Raw genomic sequence first — 15,766 nt, 5'->3', positions numbered from 1 at the left:
ATATCGATCACCCGATCGGACTTATGGTCCGGCCCGGCAGAACCTGAAATTTTAACGTGGCCGATATTACCTAAATACTGGGAGCAACCCGCGCTTGGTTCTGCGCCGCACGCAACGTCGAGGATAGTGATTGTCACTGGCGCAGGGCTTCTGTATGTTGCCCTAGTCGAGCTTTCAGCCTCCGGAGATTCAACATGTCGCCCAAACGCCTGCTTTGCGCCGCTGCTGTGTGTCTCTGCTTTCCGTGGGCTGTTGCTCTCGCCCAAACCAACGCACCGGTCGCGGCACCCACTGCCGCGCCCACGGTGGAACCCGCTGCCGAGCCGCCGAGCCAGCCGGGCATGGAGACGGCCGCACCCGAAGCGCCGGCGCCTGCAACCATGGCGCCTGCCGCCCCGCCCGCCAAGGCCGCCGCCGCACCGCCTTCCGCCGCGCCCATGACCGGCCCGGTGCGCAACGTCGTACTGGTGCACGGCGCGTTCGTCGACGGATCGAGCTGGAATGGCGTGGTCGCCAAGCTGCAGCAGAAGGGCTATCACGTGAGTTCGGTGCAGAACCCGCTCACCTCCCTCGCCGACGATGTCGCCGCGACCCGCCGCGTCCTCGCGCGTCAGGAAGGTCCGACCATGCTGGTCGGGCACTCGTGGGGCGGCGTCGTGATCACCGAAGCGGGCGCGAACGCGCCGAACGTCGCCGGCCTCGTCTATATCGCGGCAATCGCGCCGGACCTGCACGAGTCGACCGTCGATCTGATGAAGCGCGCCGCGCCGATGCCCGCGGGCGCGAGCATCATCAAGGATCCGAGCGGCTTTCTCTGGCTCGACCGCACCAAATACCACGCCGACTTCGCGGCGGACGTTCCCGAGAACCTGACACGCGTGCTCGCCACCGCGCAGGTGCCGATCGCGGCGACGGCCTTCAGTGAAACGGTCAGTCAGGTCGCATGGAAGGAAAAGCCGTCGTGGTATGTGATCACGACGCGCGACCGGGCGGTCTCGCCGGAGGTCGAGAGATTCATGGCTGAGCGGATGGGCGCGAAAGTCGTGCCGATGGCGTCGAGCCACCTGGCTCCGGTGTCGCACGCAGGCGCGATTGCCGACGTGATCGATCGCGCGGCGCGTGAACTGAGCCGGCAGCAATAGGTCTGTTCAGGCGTATGCGCGAGTGTTGTCGCCCAGACGCCGGCTCGATGCGCTCCGGGGATTCGGTTCGGATTCCGTATATTCCCGCGCTCAGCGCAACATGAACGACATCGCCGACAGGCAATTCAGCATGCGCACCACGTGTTCCGCCGACGCCGCGCTAAAGCGCAATGTGACCGCGTCGACGCGCGTGAGCGTCGGCCATTGGCAGAACAGATCCGCGAGCCCGCTGGTTTGCACGCGCAACTCGCATTCCATCGGCTTGACTTCGGCGCGTGTGGATTCCCGCGCATGCCCGTCGGCCAGATGCTGCTGAACCACCTCACGCGCGGCACTTTCTATGGCCGTGCGAGCGCTTGCCGGCGATTGCGTGACGCCGCTTGCCTGCCCCGTCGCGTGCTTGGTGACGACAAAACGCGCGCCCGGAAAACGCAGCGCGGTTTCTTGCGCGAACACATCGTCACCGGATAACAGCGCGACGCGTGCGCCATATTCTTCCGCCAGCGCGCCATATAGGGCCGCCTCGCCCACCTCGACGCCGTTCAGCGAAACGCGCGCGAACGCAAAACTGTTGATCGTGTGCGCGAGGATGCCGTGCGTTTGCGACATGGCGTGATAGCCGATCATGAAGACCAGCGCCGCGCCGTATTCGAGCCCGGCCATCATGCCGAGCGTGCGCGGCTTGCCGAGCACCACCTGAGCGCGTGCATCGAGCAGGTCCGGAAGCAGATTGCGAAAGCCCCCGTGAGAGTCGTTGACCCACACCTGTGTCGCGCCGCCGGCGAACGCGCCTTCGATTGCGGCGTTGGCTTCGAGCGTCATCCAGCGGCGCGCGGCTTCGTATTCGCCGTTGCCCGCGCGCGTTTGCTCAGGATGAAACACGCCGGCAATGCCTTCAATGTCGGCGGAAATGAGGACTTTCATCAGGGAGTGCGCTTGAGTAGTTGAGCAAGATCGGGAACGCTGTCACGCAGCGACAGCCGCCGATGGCCATCGCGCCCGGTCACGGACGCGGCACGCCACAAGGCGTCGAGAATCGCCTGCTCGACGCTGTCCGCGCAAGCGCGAAAGAGCGGATCCAGACGCTCGTCCGCAAGCAACCGTGGCGGCGTCATGAAGTCGGCCCCGTGAGGCACGGTATGCGCCGTTGAAAACGCCAGCGCGATATCGCCGCTGCCGTGGCCGTACACCGAGCCGGTGCGCGCGAGACCCGCTGCCGCGCGCAACGAGAGGCGCTTGAGCTGGCGTGCGTCGAGCGGCGCGTCGGTGGCGACGATCATGATGATCGAGCCTTGCTCGGGTTTCGTCGCCGGCGTGGCTGACAATGCCGTGGCTTCGGCTTTGGCCGCGCGTTCCGCGAGCACGCGGCCGAGCGGCGTGCCGTCGATGGTCAGCATCGGCAGGCGGCCGAAGTTCGCCAGCACGAGTGCGCCGACGGTATAGCTGCGGCCTGCCGCGCTCGCCACGCGCGACGCGTTGCCGATACCGCCTTTCAGGTCGAAGCACGACATGCCCCGGCCCGCGCCGACCGAGCCGCTCGCGACATTCGCGCTGGCGGCCGCATAAGCGTCGTCGAAATGCTGTGCAGTGACGGCCAGCGCCTGAATGTCGTTCAGGTAGCCGTCATTGCATTCGAACACCACCGGATTGACTGTCGACCACTCGCGTCCGATCCGCGGATTCGCGCGCACGGCCGCGCGAATCTGCGCCTGCGCGACGGCCGCGACGCCGAATGTATTGGTCAACGCAATCGGCGTTTCCAGCGTGCCGAGTTCCTCCACTTGCACGAGCCCGATGCTTTTCCCGAACCCGTTGATCATCGACGACGCCGCGGGCACCTTGTCGAGAAACGGATCGCCACGATGCGGGCGGATCACGGTCACGCCGGTTTGCACGGCGCCTTCATCGAGCGTGCAGTGTCCGACTGTCACGCCCGGCACATCGGCAATGGTGCCGAGCGGACCTGCTGGCAACGTGCCGATATGCGGCGCGTTTTCAAACTCGGGCGAATTCATGGCCGGTCGAGCTTCGGATCGAGCGCGTCGCGCAGACCGTCGCCGAGCAGGTTGAACGCCAGCACGGTCAGGAAAATCGCCAGACTCGGAAACAGCGCGATATGCGGCGCCGTCACCATGTCGGCGCGCGCTTCATTGAGCATCGCGCCCCACTCGGGTGTCGGCGGTTGTGCGCCGAGGCCGAGAAACGACAGGCTGGCCGCCGTGATGATCGAGGTGCCGATACGCATCGTGAAGTACACCACCACCGAAGAAATCGTCCCCGGCAAAATGTGCCGCACGATGATCGTCCAATCCGACGCGCCGATGCTGCGCGCCGCTTCGATATACGTGAGTTGCTTGAGCATCAGCGTATTGCCGCGCACGAGCCGCGCGAACGCCGGAATGCTGAAGATCGCGACCGCGCAGATCACGTTGATCATGCCGTTGCCGAGAATCGCCACCACGCCGATGGCGAGCAGAATGCCGGGAAACGCGAACAGCACGTCGGCGACGCGCATCGTGATGCGATCCCACCAGCCTTCATAGTAGCCGGCCAGCAGGCCGAAGAACGTGCCGATCACCGCACCGATCGCAACGGACAGAAAACCCGCTTCGAGCGAAATGCGCGAACCCGCCAGAATGCGGCTGAAAATATCGCGGCCCAACGAGTCCACGCCGAACCAGTGCGCCGCGGACGGCCCCGCGTTCAACGCGTCGTAATCGAAGAAATTCTCCGGATCGTACGGCACGATATGCGGCGCAATGATTGCGACCGCGATCAACAGCAGCACGAAGATGCCGGCGGCAAGCGCTACATGCTGCTTACGGAATTTGCGCCAGAACTCGCTCCACGGCGTGCGGATCGCGCGTTCGGCTTTGACGGTGCTGGCCGCATTCGGCTCGGTGGCGGTCGTGCTCATGCGGGCCTCACTTGAAACGGATAGTCGGGTTGATCACGGCGTACAGCACGTCCACGACCAGATTGATAATGATGAATTCCAGCGAGAACAACAGCACTTCGGCCTGAATCACCGGATAGTCACGCATCGACACGGCATCCACCAGCAGGCGTCCGAGGCCCGGCCAGTTGAACACCACTTCGACCACGATCGAGCCGCCCAGCAGAAAGCCGAATTGCAGGCCCATCATCGTAATGACGGGGATCATCGCGTTACGCAGGCAATGTTTGACGATCACGAGGCGTTCAGGCACGCCCTTGGCGCGCGCGGTGCGCACGAAATCTTCATTCATCACTTCGACGAACGACGCGCGGGTGAAGCGCGCCATCACCGCCGCAACCGCCGCGCCGAGCGTGAGCGACGGCAGCACGTAGCTCTGCCACGAACCGTCGCCGACAATCGGCAGCCAGCCGAGCTTCACCGAAAAAATTTCCATCAGCAGCATGCCTAGCGCGAAGGCGGGAAACGAAATACCCGACACCGCGAGCGTCATGCCGAGCCGGTCCGGCCAACGGTTACGCCACACCGCGGAGACGATGCCGATGCCCATGCCCAGCACGACCGCCCACACCATGCTGGCAAGCGTGAGCAGCAGCGTCGGCATGAAGCGCTCGCCGATTTCCTGGCTGACCGGGCGCTTGCTGCGCGTCGAGATGCCGAAATCGCCGTGCGCGATCTTCACGAAGAAGTTGGCAAACTGCTGCGGCATCGGCTTGTTCAGGCCGAGGTCGGCACGCACCAGCGCGACCGTCGCCTCGTCCGCATCGGGACCGGCGGCGAGCCGCGCCGGATCGCCCGGCAACAGATGCACGAACAGGAACACCAGCACGGCGACGATGAAGAGCGTCGGCAGCAGGCCAAAGAGACGTTTGACGAGAAAGTTCAGCATGAAACCCAATCCGGCAATGATGCGGGCAACGAAAGATTCTGTGCGGCGGTCGAGCGACCGTGCGTGGCGGCGTGCCAGTGAAACACGGCACGCCCGCGCGCACGGTCAGCTCATCACTTGATCGCGATTTCGTCGAAGTTGAACGAACCGTCCGGCGCCACGTAAGCACCCGACAGACGCTTGCTGCGCGCATACACCACCTTCTCCTTGACGAGGAAGATCCACGGCGCGTCGGTCCAGATGCGTTTTTGCGCGTCGGTGTAGAGCTCGGCTTTCTTCGCGCGGTCGGTGGTTTCGAGCGCCTGCTTCAGATCGCTGTCGACGGTGTCGTTCTTGTAGTAAGCGGTGTTGACCATCTTCGGCGGGAACGAGACGGACGCGAGCAGCGGCGTGATGGCCCAGTCGGCTTCACCCGTCGACGACGACCAGCCCGCGTAGTACATGCGCACCGGCGCGGTCGCCGCGTCCTGCGCGCTTTCCACCTTGGCGACGCGCTGACCTGCTTCGAGCGCTTCGACCTGCGCCTTGATGCCGACCTGCGCGAGTTGCTGCTGCACGAACTGGATCACCTTCTGCGCGGTCGAGTAGTTATACGCGGACCACAGCGTGGTTTCGAAACCGTTCGGATAGCCCGCTTCCTTCAACAGCTCACGCGCCTTGGCCGGATCGTACGGCCACGGGCCCTGCTTCACCGCATAGTCGACGCCTTGCGGCACCACGCCGTCGGCCGGCGTCGCGTAACCGGCGAACACGACCTTGGTGAGCGCGTCCTTGTTGACCGCATAGTTCAGTGCTTCACGCACCTTCGGATTGTCGAACGGCTTCTGGTTCACATTCAGGCTGATATAGCGCTGAATGATCGACGGCGACGCGATCAGATCGACCTTCGGGCTCGTTTGCAATTGCGCGGCCTGTTCGAACGGCACCTGGAATGCGAAATCCGCTTCGCCGGTACGCATCAGCGCTGCGCGCGTGTTGTTGTCGACCACCGGCTTCCAGTCGATCGCGTCGACCTTCGGATAGCCCTTCTTCCAGTAGCCGGCGAACTTCTTCACCGTCAGGTCGCCCGCCGGGTCCCACTTCACCAGTTCGAACGGACCCGTGCCGACCGGATGGAACGCGATGTCCTTGCCGTACTTCTTCAGCGCGTCCGGCGAAATCATCACCGCCGACGGATGCGCGAGCACGTTCACGAACGCCGAGAACGGCGCCTTCAGCGTGATCTTCACCGTGTACGGATCGACCACTTCGGTCTTCTCGATGCGGTTGAACATGTTGTAGCGCTTGAGCTTGTTCGCCGGATCGGTCACGCGGTCGAAGTTCGCTTTCACGGCGGCGGCGTTGAAGTCGGTGCCGTCCTGGAACTTCACGCCGTGGCGCAGTTTGAACGTGTAGACCTTCGCATCCGGGCTCGCTTCGTAGCTATCGGCCAGCACGTTGACCAGCTTCATGTCCTTGTCGAAGCCGAAGAGTCCCTGATAGAACGACTTCGCGACAGCTTGCGAGAGCGTGTCGTTGGCATCGTACGGATCGAGCGTCGTGAAGGTCGAGGCGACGGCCATCACGGCCGTGGTGTCGGCGTGCGCCGCATTGCCCGCGAGCATCGCGAACACCACCGCGCCGCCGCTGATCAGCGCGCGCAAACGAAACGGAGAAGACGGGACCAGCAGGTTCATGAGGTTGGCTCCAGGCTGCGAAATGAAAACAGGTTGTGATGCTGCGAGAAGAAGTGTGTGGCTTGGGTTTTTTGTACCGCTCTTTGGTAAGGCTCTTTGGTAAGTCTCTTTAGTACCGCTCTTTAATACGCACCACCCACGCGATGCTGGGCGACGAAATGATCCGGCCCGACCGCGACGAGCGGCGCCACGACCGGTTCATCGCTCAGCGCGCGGATCGGGCTCGGAATCTCGTCGGCGGCGAGCATGCGTTTGGCGTGACGGCGCGCCGGATCGGCGACCGGCACCGCGCCCATCAGCTTGCGCGTGTAGGGATGCTGCGGCGCTTCGAACACCGCGCGGCGCGGACCGATCTCGACGATCTGGCCGAGATACATGACCGCGACGCGATGACTCACGCGCTCGACCACGGCCATGTCATGCGAAATGAACAGATACGCGACGCCCAGTTCACGCTGCAGATCGAGCATCAGGTTGACGATCTGCGCCTGCACCGAAACGTCGAGTGCGGAGACGGATTCATCGGCGATCACGACTTTCGGGTTCAATGCCAGCGCGCGTGCAATCGCAATGCGTTGCCGTTGACCGCCGGAAAATTCGTGCGGATAACGCCGCGCGGCTTCGGGCGGCAGGCCGACTTTTTCGAGCAGCCAGGCCACGCGCGCCTGCGCTTCGGCGCCCTGCGCGACGCCGTGCACGAGCAGCGGCTCCATGATCGAAAAGCCCACTGTCAAACGCGGATTCAGCGAGGCGAACGGGTCCTGAAAAATAAACTGGATGTCGCGACGCAGCGCCTGTAACGCGGGGCCCGACAGCGAACTGATTTCCTTGCCGTTGAATTCGATCGACCCGCTTTGGCTTTCCACGAGGCGCAGCAGCGAGCGGCCCGTGGTGGATTTGCCGCAACCCGATTCGCCGACCAGTGCCAGCGTTTCGCCGGGCCGCAAATCGAAGCTGACTTTTTCCACCGCGTGGACGCGGCCGGTTACGCGGCCGAACAGCCCGCTCTTGACTGGAAAGCGCGTAACCAGATCGCGCACGCGCAGAATCGGCGGCGTGGTTTCCCGCACCAACGGTTGGGTTTCTTCGGCGACGGCGGCAGCGGGACGCACGGCTTGATCGGCGCCGCTCAAACTGGCCTGCTCGACAGTCAGGATCGGAAATTTGGCCGGCTGATCCGTGCCTTGCATTGCGCCAAGTCGCGGCACGGCAGCGAGCAACGCCTTCGTATAAGGATGCGACGGGGCGGCGAACAGCGCGTCGGACGCGCCCTCTTCCACCTTCTCGCCGCGATACATCACCAGCACGCGGTCCGCCACTTCGGCGACCACGCCCATGTCGTGCGTGATGAAGATCACGCCCATGTTCATCTCGTCCTGCAAGCCGCGAATCAGTTGCAGAATCTGCGCCTGAATCGTCACATCGAGTGCGGTGGTCGGCTCGTCGGCGATCAGCAACGCGGGCTTGCACGACAGCGCCATCGCGATCATCACGCGCTGGCGCATGCCGCCCGACAGTTGATGCGGGAAACGCGCGGCCACGCGCCGCGCTTCAGGAATACGCACGAGTTCGAGCAGGCGCAGCGTTTCGGCGTGCGCGGCGGAACGGCTCTTGCCCTGATGCAAGGCGATCGCCTCGCTGATCTGATCGCCCACCGTGAAGACCGGATTGAGCGAGGTCATCGGCTCCTGAAAGATCATCGCGATGTCGGCGCCGCGAATCGAGCGCATCGTGCCCGACGACGCTTTCGCGAGGTCGAGCACGCTGCCGTCGCGGCGCCGGAAAGCGATGCTGCCGCCGGCAAGGCGCCCACCGCCGTGCTCGATCAGCCGCATCAACGCGAGTGAAGTAACCGATTTGCCCGACCCCGATTCGCCGACGATCGCGAGCGTCTCGCCGCGCTCGACCGTCAGCGACAGATTGCGCACCGCGTTGAACGTGGTCTCGCCGCTGCGAAAGGCGACTGACAGATCGTCGACCGCGAGCACGCGCTGCGGCGGCAAGGTGTCGATAAGCGGACGGGCGGTGTGCGATGGAGTCGGCACGGTGGTTCCTTTGAATTCGAACGCGGCTGACGAAATGTCAGGCGAAGGGTCAGGCGCCAAGCGGACGCACGACTAGCGGTAAATCGCCGTCACCGGCGTTTCACCGAGCCGCGCAAAACCGCGATACATGCCTTCGGTATTGAACGGCAGCGTGACGTTGCCGCGCGCATCCACGGCGATCAGTCCGCCGCGGCCGTCGATTCTCGGCAGGCGGTTCATCACCACGTCGTCGGCCGCTTCCTGCAGCGACACATTGCGGTAGGCCATTTGCGCGGCGACGTCGTACGCCGCGACCATGCGCATGAACATTTCGCCCGAGCCGGTGGTCGAGACGGCGCAGGTCGCGTCGTCCGCATAGCAGCCCGCGCCGATCAGCGGCGTATCGCCGACCCGGCCGACCTGCTTGTTGGTCACGCCGCCCGTCGATGTCGCCGCCGCCACGTGGCCGTGCTGATCGAGCGCGACCGCGCCGACGGTGCCGAACTTGCGGTTCGGGTCGATCGGTTCATGCGGTGTCGGGTCGTCGTCATTCGCCGACGGTGCGGCGGCCAGCGTCGCGCCGTCGTGATCCAGCATGGCGCGCTGCTGATCGCGCGCGAGCAGCCATTGACGATGGCGCGCTTCGGTATGGAAATACTCGGGCTCGACGAATTCGAGCCCTTGCGCGGCGGCAAACGCTTCCGCGCCTTCGCCTGTAAACAGCACATGCTCGCTGCCTTCGAGCACGCGCCGCGCCGCCAGAATCGGATTGCGCACGCGCTTCACGCAGCAGATCGCGCCGGCTTCGAGGGTACGGCCGTCCATGATCGCGGCGTCGAGTTCGTGCGTGCCCGCCGCCGTATAAACGGCGCCGCGGCCCGCGTTGAAGAGCGGACAGTCTTCGAGCAGGCGCACGGCTTCGCTGACGGCGTCGAGCGCGCTGCCGCCGTCGGCGAGCACGCGCTGGCCGGCGCTCAGCACCGCATGCAAAGCGGCGTGGTATTCGGCTTCGGCGTTAGCCGACATCGACGCGCGCAGGATCGTCCCTGCCCCGCCATGAATGGCAATGACTGCGTTGGAGTTCATCGTTTGGTTTTGCTTGTGCGAGTAGTACGGGCGGTTCGAGTGGTTCGAGTGGTTCGCGTCGCGTTGCGCGCGGGCCGTGCGTTCGTGCCGGCGGATTCGGCTTGCGGGTCGACAAGCCACGGCAGCAGGAATTCGCTGACTTCGGCGGCGGCTTTCACCGAGCGTTTGGCCCGATACGCCACCGCGTCGCACAGTGCTTCGATGACGGCGAGCACGGCCGAATCGGCGTTCGCCGCGAGCCGCCGATCCGCGCGGATGTAGAGCGAGAGGTCGGCGAATTGCGCGAGCGGCGAGCGCGGACTGTCGGTCAGCGCGAGCACGCGAGCGCCACGGCCTGCCGCGCGATGCGCGAGCTCGATCGTGTCTTCGACATAGCGCGGAAACGCGATGCCGATCACCAGATCGCCCTCGTTGCAGGCAAACAGACGCCGCGCGGCATGCGAAGGTCCGCCCATCAGCGCGAGCGACTGCACGTTGTCGTGATACGGCATCAACCCGTGTTCCATCAGGCCCGCGAGGAACGCGCTCGCGCCGTAGCCGAGCACGAATACGCGGCGCGCGGCGATGATCGCTTCGACGGCGGCTTCGGCCGCGACGCTGTCGATTGCCGTGCGGGTGGCGTGCAGGTTATTGGCGGCCTGTTCGAGCGACGCGTCGACCACGTCGTCACCGGCTGCGAGCGACTCCTGCGCACTGCGCAAACGCTCGACGGGTGCGAGCGTCGCCTCGAAGCCACGAACCAGCGCCTCGCGAAACTGCGGATAGCCGTCGAAACCGAGCGCGCGGGCGAAGCGATTCGCCGTCGCCACCGACGCGCCGACCACGCTGGCCAGTTCGTCGATCCGCATGGTCGCCGCGCGAAACAGATTGGCCAGCACGTATTCGCCCATGCGCCGATGAATCGGCGTCAAGGTCGGCATGGCGGCGGCGATACGCGCGGCGATGGCCTGCTCGGCGGAGTTGGTGGCCACGGACGGTTGATGAATCATGCGAGCGGTGCGGTGTCCCCGGCAGGACTTCGCGCCGGGCGTAATGAAAATGAATGAAAGTATATTTACATAGAAATCCCATCAGAAAAAATTCATTTTCATTTTCGAGGGTTTTCACGGATGAACCGCGTCCGAAAGACGTATCCCATCCACGCAGGCGCGCGGCCGCCTGAAAATCGGTTTTCAGCAAACCGCGGCGCTTTGCTCTGGAATGCGCGCGAGCCGCGCCGCCGGCGACATGAAGATGATCAATGCCTGCGCGAGGAAGGCTGCCGCCGCCGCGACCAGACACGCGTCCATGCCCCAGCGCGAACTGATCGCCGCGCCGAGCAACGCGCCGAGCGGCCGCGCGCCGTACGTCGCGGTACTGTTGAGCGCGGACACGCGGCCCATCATCCGTTCGGGCGTGATCGCCTGGCGCAGGGTGGTCGAGCCGACCACCCACAGAATCGGTCCCGCGCCGAGCAGGAAAAAGCTCGACATGGCCAGCCAGAACGACGGCACAACGAGCGTCGCCACCATCACGAGCGAGGCGAGCAATCCGCACGACGGCCCGATGATCAGCACACGGCCGAACGCAAGGCATCGCGCGATGGCCGGTGCGGCCAGCGCGCCGCACACCATGCCGACACCGTAGGCGCCGAGCGTCACGCCAACCGCGGAAGCGGTCAGACCCAGCCGATGCACCGCGTAGGGCACGTACACCGCTTGCAGTACGAAGAAGCCGAGGTTGAAGAACACCGCCGTCGCGAGCATGGGACGCAGCAGCGCATCGCGCAGCACGAAACGCGTACCGTCGCGCAGTTCCAGCATGAAATGTCGCTGCGGCGCCACCACGCGCGGCGGTTCACGCAAGCCCGCCAGCAACGCGACGGCCAGTGCGGACAGCGCGGCCGCGCAGCCATACGCCCAACCCGCGCCGATCCAGCCGACCAGCAGCCCACCGAGCGCCGGCCCGGCCGAATACGCCACGCTGCGCGCGAGTTCGAGCCGGCCGTTCGCGCCGGCGTACGCTTCGCGCGGCACGAGCGCGGGCACCAGTGAAGGCGCGGCGACGTTGTAGGCCACCGTGCCGGTCGCGGCGATGAAACCGAGCGCGGCGAGAAGCGGCAGGCTCAGCGCGTGAGTCATGACGAGCAGCAGCACGCACAGCATGGCGAACACGCGCACGCTTTCGGCGAGCGTCATCAGCGTGCGGCGCGAGCGGCGGTCGGCCCAGACGCCGAGCGGTATCGACAGCAACAGGAACGGCAACGTCTGCGCGGTTTGCAACAGGCCCGTGTCGCGCGCGTCGGCGCCGAGTGCGAAGACCGCCACGAGTGGCGCGGCCGCGAGGCTGATCTGCTCGGCGGATTGCGCGACGAGGTTCGACCACGCGAGCCGCCTGAATGCGGCCGGCAAACGCTGCGCGGATGAGGTGGAAGAGGTAGCGAGCATCGATGAACTCCGGCGACGTGAATGAAGTGAAGCAAAGGCGTTCATCGTGGTCCGACTCGCGCAGCGGGGCGCTCCGCTTCTTGCGGTGTTATTCTTCGCTCGCCATGAATCTCGAAAGCATTCTCTTCACTCAAGGGTTCGGCTCGCGCCGTCAATGCCGCGCGCTGATCGCCGACGCGCGCGTGAGCATCGGCGGCGCAGTCTGCACCGATGCCGACGCCGATTTCCCGATCGGCGACAGCACGTTCTCCTTCAGCGTGGACGGTGTGGTTTGGCCGTATCGCGAGCACGCCTATCTGCTTCTGAACAAGCCGGCGGGATACGAATGTTCGCGCGATCCGCAGCATCATCTGAGCGTGTTCAGCCTGCTGCCGCCGCAGTTCGCCGAGCGCGGCGTGCAATGCGTGGGACGGCTGGATCAGGACACGACCGGCCTGCTGCTGCTCTCCGACGACGGCAAGTTCGTGCACCTGTTCACCTCGCCCAAACGCAAGGTGCCCAAGGTGTATGTCGCCACCACGCGCCATCCAGTCGACGACGCGCAATTGAGCGCGCTGCGCGACGGCGTGCTGCTGCACGGCGAGGCCAAACCGATTGCCGCTGTGGACGCCCAGGCGCGCGGCGCTCACACGCTCGCGCTCACCGTGATGGAAGGCAAGTATCACCAGGTCAAGCGGATGATCGCGGCAGCGGGCAACCGGTGCGAGGCGCTGCATCGCGAGCGGATCGGCGGCCTCGCGTTGCCCGAAGCGCTTGCACCGGGCGCATGGCAATGGCTCGACGAAACCGACCTCGGATCTTTACGGAGCGGGTAAACCGGTAGTGGCCCTTTAAGGCCTTGATGCAACAGGAAAACGCGTGCGCGTCTGTGCACTCAGCGTGCATGCCGCGGGCCCAGGCGCTGCGCCGCAGCATGATCTTGCTTACATGTCGCCCTATACTCGTTTAAACAAAGACTACAAAGAGTTCAGGGAGGGCACCATGGTCATCCACGACAGCTTTCAGATTTCGTCCGTGATGGTTGCTTTTCTGTGCTTCGGGCTGGTCCTGATCGGCGGATTGCTGGTCATGATGCGGCTGCGGCACAACTATCAGCCGAACCTGATCGGCGCACTGATCGGCGCGATGCTCTGTTTCGTGCTGCTGGAAGCATTGCCTGCGCTGACGTAGGCATCGCGAAGCCGCGCGGCGCCGAGGCAGCGGGCACGGCGCGGGCGGAATTGTCCGGGCGATGCCTGGGAGGATGGCTTTTTGCCGTGCTTTTCTTCCTTCTCTTGCGTGCAGGCTGTCACGCCTTCACGCCTTCACGCCTTCACGCCTTCACGCCTTCACGCCTTTAGGCCTTTACGCCTTTACGCCTTTACGCAAAAAATCTTCGACGCTCGGATAGCGTAAGCGCACCCTCAATTCCTGTTTGAGACGCCGGTTCAGGAGCCGCCTCGACTCACGCATGAAAGACAGCAAGGTCGGCTCGATCTGCCGCTCCGCTTCGGCCCGCGTAATGCGCGGCGCACGCGGCAGTCCGAACGCATCGGCCACTTCGTCGAAGTACTCGCCCATTTTTAGCGATGAGTCGTCGGACGCGTGGACCACCCGCCCCGGCCGTCCGTGCGTGGCGAGTCGCACGAGGATCGCGGCCAGATCGTCGGCGTGAATGTGATTGGTGTAGACGTCGTCGGCATCGATCAGGGCCGGCGTGCCTCTTTCGAGCCGCGCGAGCGGCAGACGATTGCCCGCATAAATACCCGGAATTCGCGCGATGCTCGCCGTAACAGCGCCGCGCGCCGTCGCGCGCCGCAATTGCCGCTCGGCCGAGACACGGCGCTTGGCGCGCGCGTTGGCCGGCTGCGTCACACGCGTCTCGTCGATCCACGCGCCGCCGCAGTCGCCATAGACGCCCGTCGTGCTCGCGTACACCAGGCGCACGGGTGCGTGCGAACCAGCGGTCCGGCGCACCCCGTCGGGTACAATATCGGCTGTTTCAGATCCCGCCCACGAGGCACGAACGCGGCGCAACCGCCCAACTGGCGCCACCATGCCACGCGCGGCCCGTAGCGCTGAAGCGCGGCGCGCGCCTAGCGTAGCGAGCAAGGCGCGGGTACGGCGGTCGTCGTCGCCGGATTTCTGCGGCGGCGCGAGATGCAGCACCGTCGGCGCGAGGCCCGCGAGCCGTTTCAGGCTGCGGCGCACATCGAGATCGCCGACCAGCGGCGTGACGCCCGCCGTGCGAAGTTCGGCGCTGCGCCCGGCATGACTGGTCAGTGCAAAGACGTGCGCGCGCGGTTGTAGTAAGGGCACGCAGCGCATGCCCACATCGCCGCAACCTACGATCAACACACGTGGCCGGCGGAAGTTTCGTGTCGCTTTCATGGTGGACGCATTGTAGCCGTCAAGCGCGACAGGTATCGCGCGGTGGATACGGCGAGTCCGATAACGATTACCGACTTTTCGATTTCGAACACTCTATGGCATTTAACGTCACGCTCCGGCAAACCGGCCGGCAGTTTCAGGTGGAACAGGACGAACCGGTGCTGAGCGCCGCCTTGCGCCAGGGCATCGGCCTGCCCTACGGTTGCAAGAACGGCGCCTGCGGCTCATGCAAGGGCACTGTGGTCAGCGGCGAAATCGAGCAGCGCGCGCATTCGTCGTCGGCTTTGTCGAACGACGAAAAGACGCGCGGCATGGCGCTTTTCTGCTGCGCGACCGCCTGCACCGATCTCGAAGTGGACATTCGCGAAGTGGCCGGCGTCGGCGACGTGCAGGTCAAGAAGCTGCCGTGCCGCGTGAACGCAATCGAGCGCAAGGCCGACGACGTCATCGTGCTGAAGCTGCAATTGCCCGCCAATGAGCGTCTGCAATATCTCGCCGGTCAATACCTGGAATTCATTCTGAAAGACGGCAAGCGTCGCAGCTATTCCATGGCGAATGCACCGCACGCGGAAGGCCCGATCGAATTGCACATCCGTCACATGCCCGGCGGCGCTTTCACCGATCACGTATTCAACACCATGAAAGAGCGCGACATTCTGCGCTTCGAAGCGCCGCTCGGCACGTTCTTCCTGCGCGAAGATTCGGACAAGCCGATCGTGCTGCTCGCGTCGGGTACGGGCTTCGCGCCGCTGAAGGCGATCATCGAACACGCGGTGTTCAAGAACCTGAACCGGCCGATGACACTTTACTGGGGCGCACGCCGCAAGAAAGATCTGTATCTGCTCGAACTCGCCGAACAATGGGCGCGCGAGATTCCGAACTTCAAGTTCGTGCCGGTACTGTCGGAGCCGGACGCGAGCGACGCATGGACGGGCCGCGTCGGCTTCGTGCATCGCGCGGTGATCGAAGACTTGCCGGACCTGTCGGCGTATCAGGTGTATGCGTGCGGCGCGCCGGTGATGGTCGAGTCGGCGCAGCGCGATTTCACGCAGCATCATGGACTGCCGGAAGACGAGTTCTACGCGGATTCGTTCACGAGCGCGGCGGATCTGGCCAATCCGGTTTGATGGGAGGTGCGTCGGCGCGTGAGCGTCGGTGCTCGCCGTGTGCGTTTCTGGAAGCGCGGCTATGCAGACA

Annotated in this window: 14 protein-coding genes; 4 read left to right on the top strand and 10 right to left on the bottom strand. The window is 64.8% G+C overall.

The features are described 5' to 3' along the window. Positions 1–194 precede the first annotated feature (194 nt). Positions 195–1,142 carry an alpha/beta fold hydrolase gene (locus BLW71_RS20525; RefSeq protein ID WP_091799774.1) on the top strand — a complete coding sequence of 316 codons (948 nt, stop codon included), beginning with the start codon at positions 195–197 and terminating at the stop codon, positions 1,140–1,142. Between the two features lie 90 nt (positions 1,143–1,232). Here BLW71_RS20525 and BLW71_RS20520 read toward each other — a convergent pair whose 3' ends face one another. The 9 genes from BLW71_RS20520 to BLW71_RS20480 form a co-directional block, all read right to left on the bottom strand. Further along, positions 1,233–2,066: a M55 family metallopeptidase gene (locus BLW71_RS20520; RefSeq protein ID WP_091799771.1), complete on the bottom strand. Its 834-nt coding sequence runs from the start codon at positions 2,064–2,066 to the stop codon at positions 1,233–1,235. Continuing rightward, positions 2,066–3,157: a DmpA family aminopeptidase gene (locus tag BLW71_RS20515; protein ID WP_091799769.1), complete on the bottom strand. Its 1,092-nt coding sequence runs from the start codon at positions 3,155–3,157 to the stop codon at positions 2,066–2,068. The genes BLW71_RS20520 and BLW71_RS20515 overlap by 1 nt, the downstream gene beginning before the upstream one ends. After that, on the bottom strand, positions 3,154–4,059 hold the full coding sequence (gene gsiD, locus BLW71_RS20510) for a glutathione ABC transporter permease GsiD (protein WP_091799766.1): 906 nt from the start codon (positions 4,057–4,059) through the stop codon (positions 3,154–3,156). The genes BLW71_RS20515 and gsiD overlap by 4 nt, the downstream gene beginning before the upstream one ends. 7 nt (positions 4,060–4,066) lie before the next feature. Then, the gene (gsiC, locus tag BLW71_RS20505) at positions 4,067–4,987 is read right to left on the bottom strand and encodes a glutathione ABC transporter permease GsiC (RefSeq protein ID WP_091799763.1); all 921 of its coding nucleotides are present in this window, start codon (positions 4,985–4,987) and stop codon (positions 4,067–4,069) included. A 113-nt stretch (positions 4,988–5,100) separates the two neighbouring features. After that, positions 5,101–6,663, bottom strand: a complete 1,563-nt coding sequence (gene gsiB, locus BLW71_RS20500) for a glutathione ABC transporter substrate-binding protein GsiB (RefSeq protein ID WP_091799760.1) — start codon at positions 6,661–6,663, stop codon at positions 5,101–5,103. A 122-nt stretch (positions 6,664–6,785) separates the two neighbouring features. Beyond that, a complete protein-coding gene (locus tag BLW71_RS20495; RefSeq protein ID WP_091801057.1) occupies positions 6,786–8,708 on the bottom strand; it encodes a dipeptide ABC transporter ATP-binding protein in 1,923 nt (640 codons plus the stop codon). 72 nt (positions 8,709–8,780) lie between these two features. Continuing rightward, the gene (locus tag BLW71_RS20490; protein ID WP_091799757.1) at positions 8,781–9,773 is read right to left on the bottom strand and encodes an isoaspartyl peptidase/L-asparaginase family protein; all 993 of its coding nucleotides are present in this window, start codon (positions 9,771–9,773) and stop codon (positions 8,781–8,783) included. Further along, the gene (locus BLW71_RS20485; protein WP_091799754.1) at positions 9,770–10,762 is read right to left on the bottom strand and encodes a MurR/RpiR family transcriptional regulator; all 993 of its coding nucleotides are present in this window, start codon (positions 10,760–10,762) and stop codon (positions 9,770–9,772) included. Before BLW71_RS20485 ends, BLW71_RS20490 begins: the two co-directional genes overlap by 4 nt. Before the next feature lie 183 nt (positions 10,763–10,945). Continuing rightward, complete coding sequence (locus tag BLW71_RS20480) at positions 10,946–12,199, bottom strand: MFS transporter (RefSeq protein ID WP_091799750.1); 1,254 nt, start codon at positions 12,197–12,199, stop codon at positions 10,946–10,948. A 104-nt stretch (positions 12,200–12,303) separates the two neighbouring features. Between BLW71_RS20480 and BLW71_RS20475 the strand changes: the two genes are divergently transcribed. Together BLW71_RS20475 and BLW71_RS20470 are read left to right on the top strand one after the other, a co-directional pair. Then, positions 12,304–13,014: a pseudouridine synthase gene (locus BLW71_RS20475; RefSeq protein ID WP_091801055.1), complete on the top strand. Its 711-nt coding sequence runs from the start codon at positions 12,304–12,306 to the stop codon at positions 13,012–13,014. A gap of 166 nt (positions 13,015–13,180) precedes the next feature. Beyond that, positions 13,181–13,369: a hypothetical protein gene (locus BLW71_RS20470; RefSeq protein WP_091799746.1), complete on the top strand. Its 189-nt coding sequence runs from the start codon at positions 13,181–13,183 to the stop codon at positions 13,367–13,369. Between the two features lie 174 nt (positions 13,370–13,543). Here the strand turns inward: BLW71_RS20470 and BLW71_RS20465 are convergent, their stop codons facing one another. Then, positions 13,544–14,569: an NAD-dependent epimerase/dehydratase family protein gene (locus BLW71_RS20465; RefSeq protein ID WP_091799744.1), complete on the bottom strand. Its 1,026-nt coding sequence runs from the start codon at positions 14,567–14,569 to the stop codon at positions 13,544–13,546. Positions 14,570–14,664: 95 nt separating this feature from the next. Between BLW71_RS20465 and BLW71_RS20460 the strand changes: the two genes are divergently transcribed. Then, positions 14,665–15,696, top strand: coding sequence for a CDP-6-deoxy-delta-3,4-glucoseen reductase (locus BLW71_RS20460; protein WP_091799741.1), 1,032 nt, complete (start codon positions 14,665–14,667; stop codon positions 15,694–15,696). Positions 15,697–15,766: the final 70 nt, after the last annotated feature.

It is taken from the genome of Burkholderia sp. WP9 (assembly GCF_900104795.1).
In the GTDB taxonomy this organism is placed as follows: domain Bacteria; phylum Pseudomonadota; class Gammaproteobacteria; order Burkholderiales; family Burkholderiaceae; genus Paraburkholderia.
Note: the sequence above shows the minus strand (reverse complement) of the source record. Positions and strands in the feature narration are given on the sequence as shown.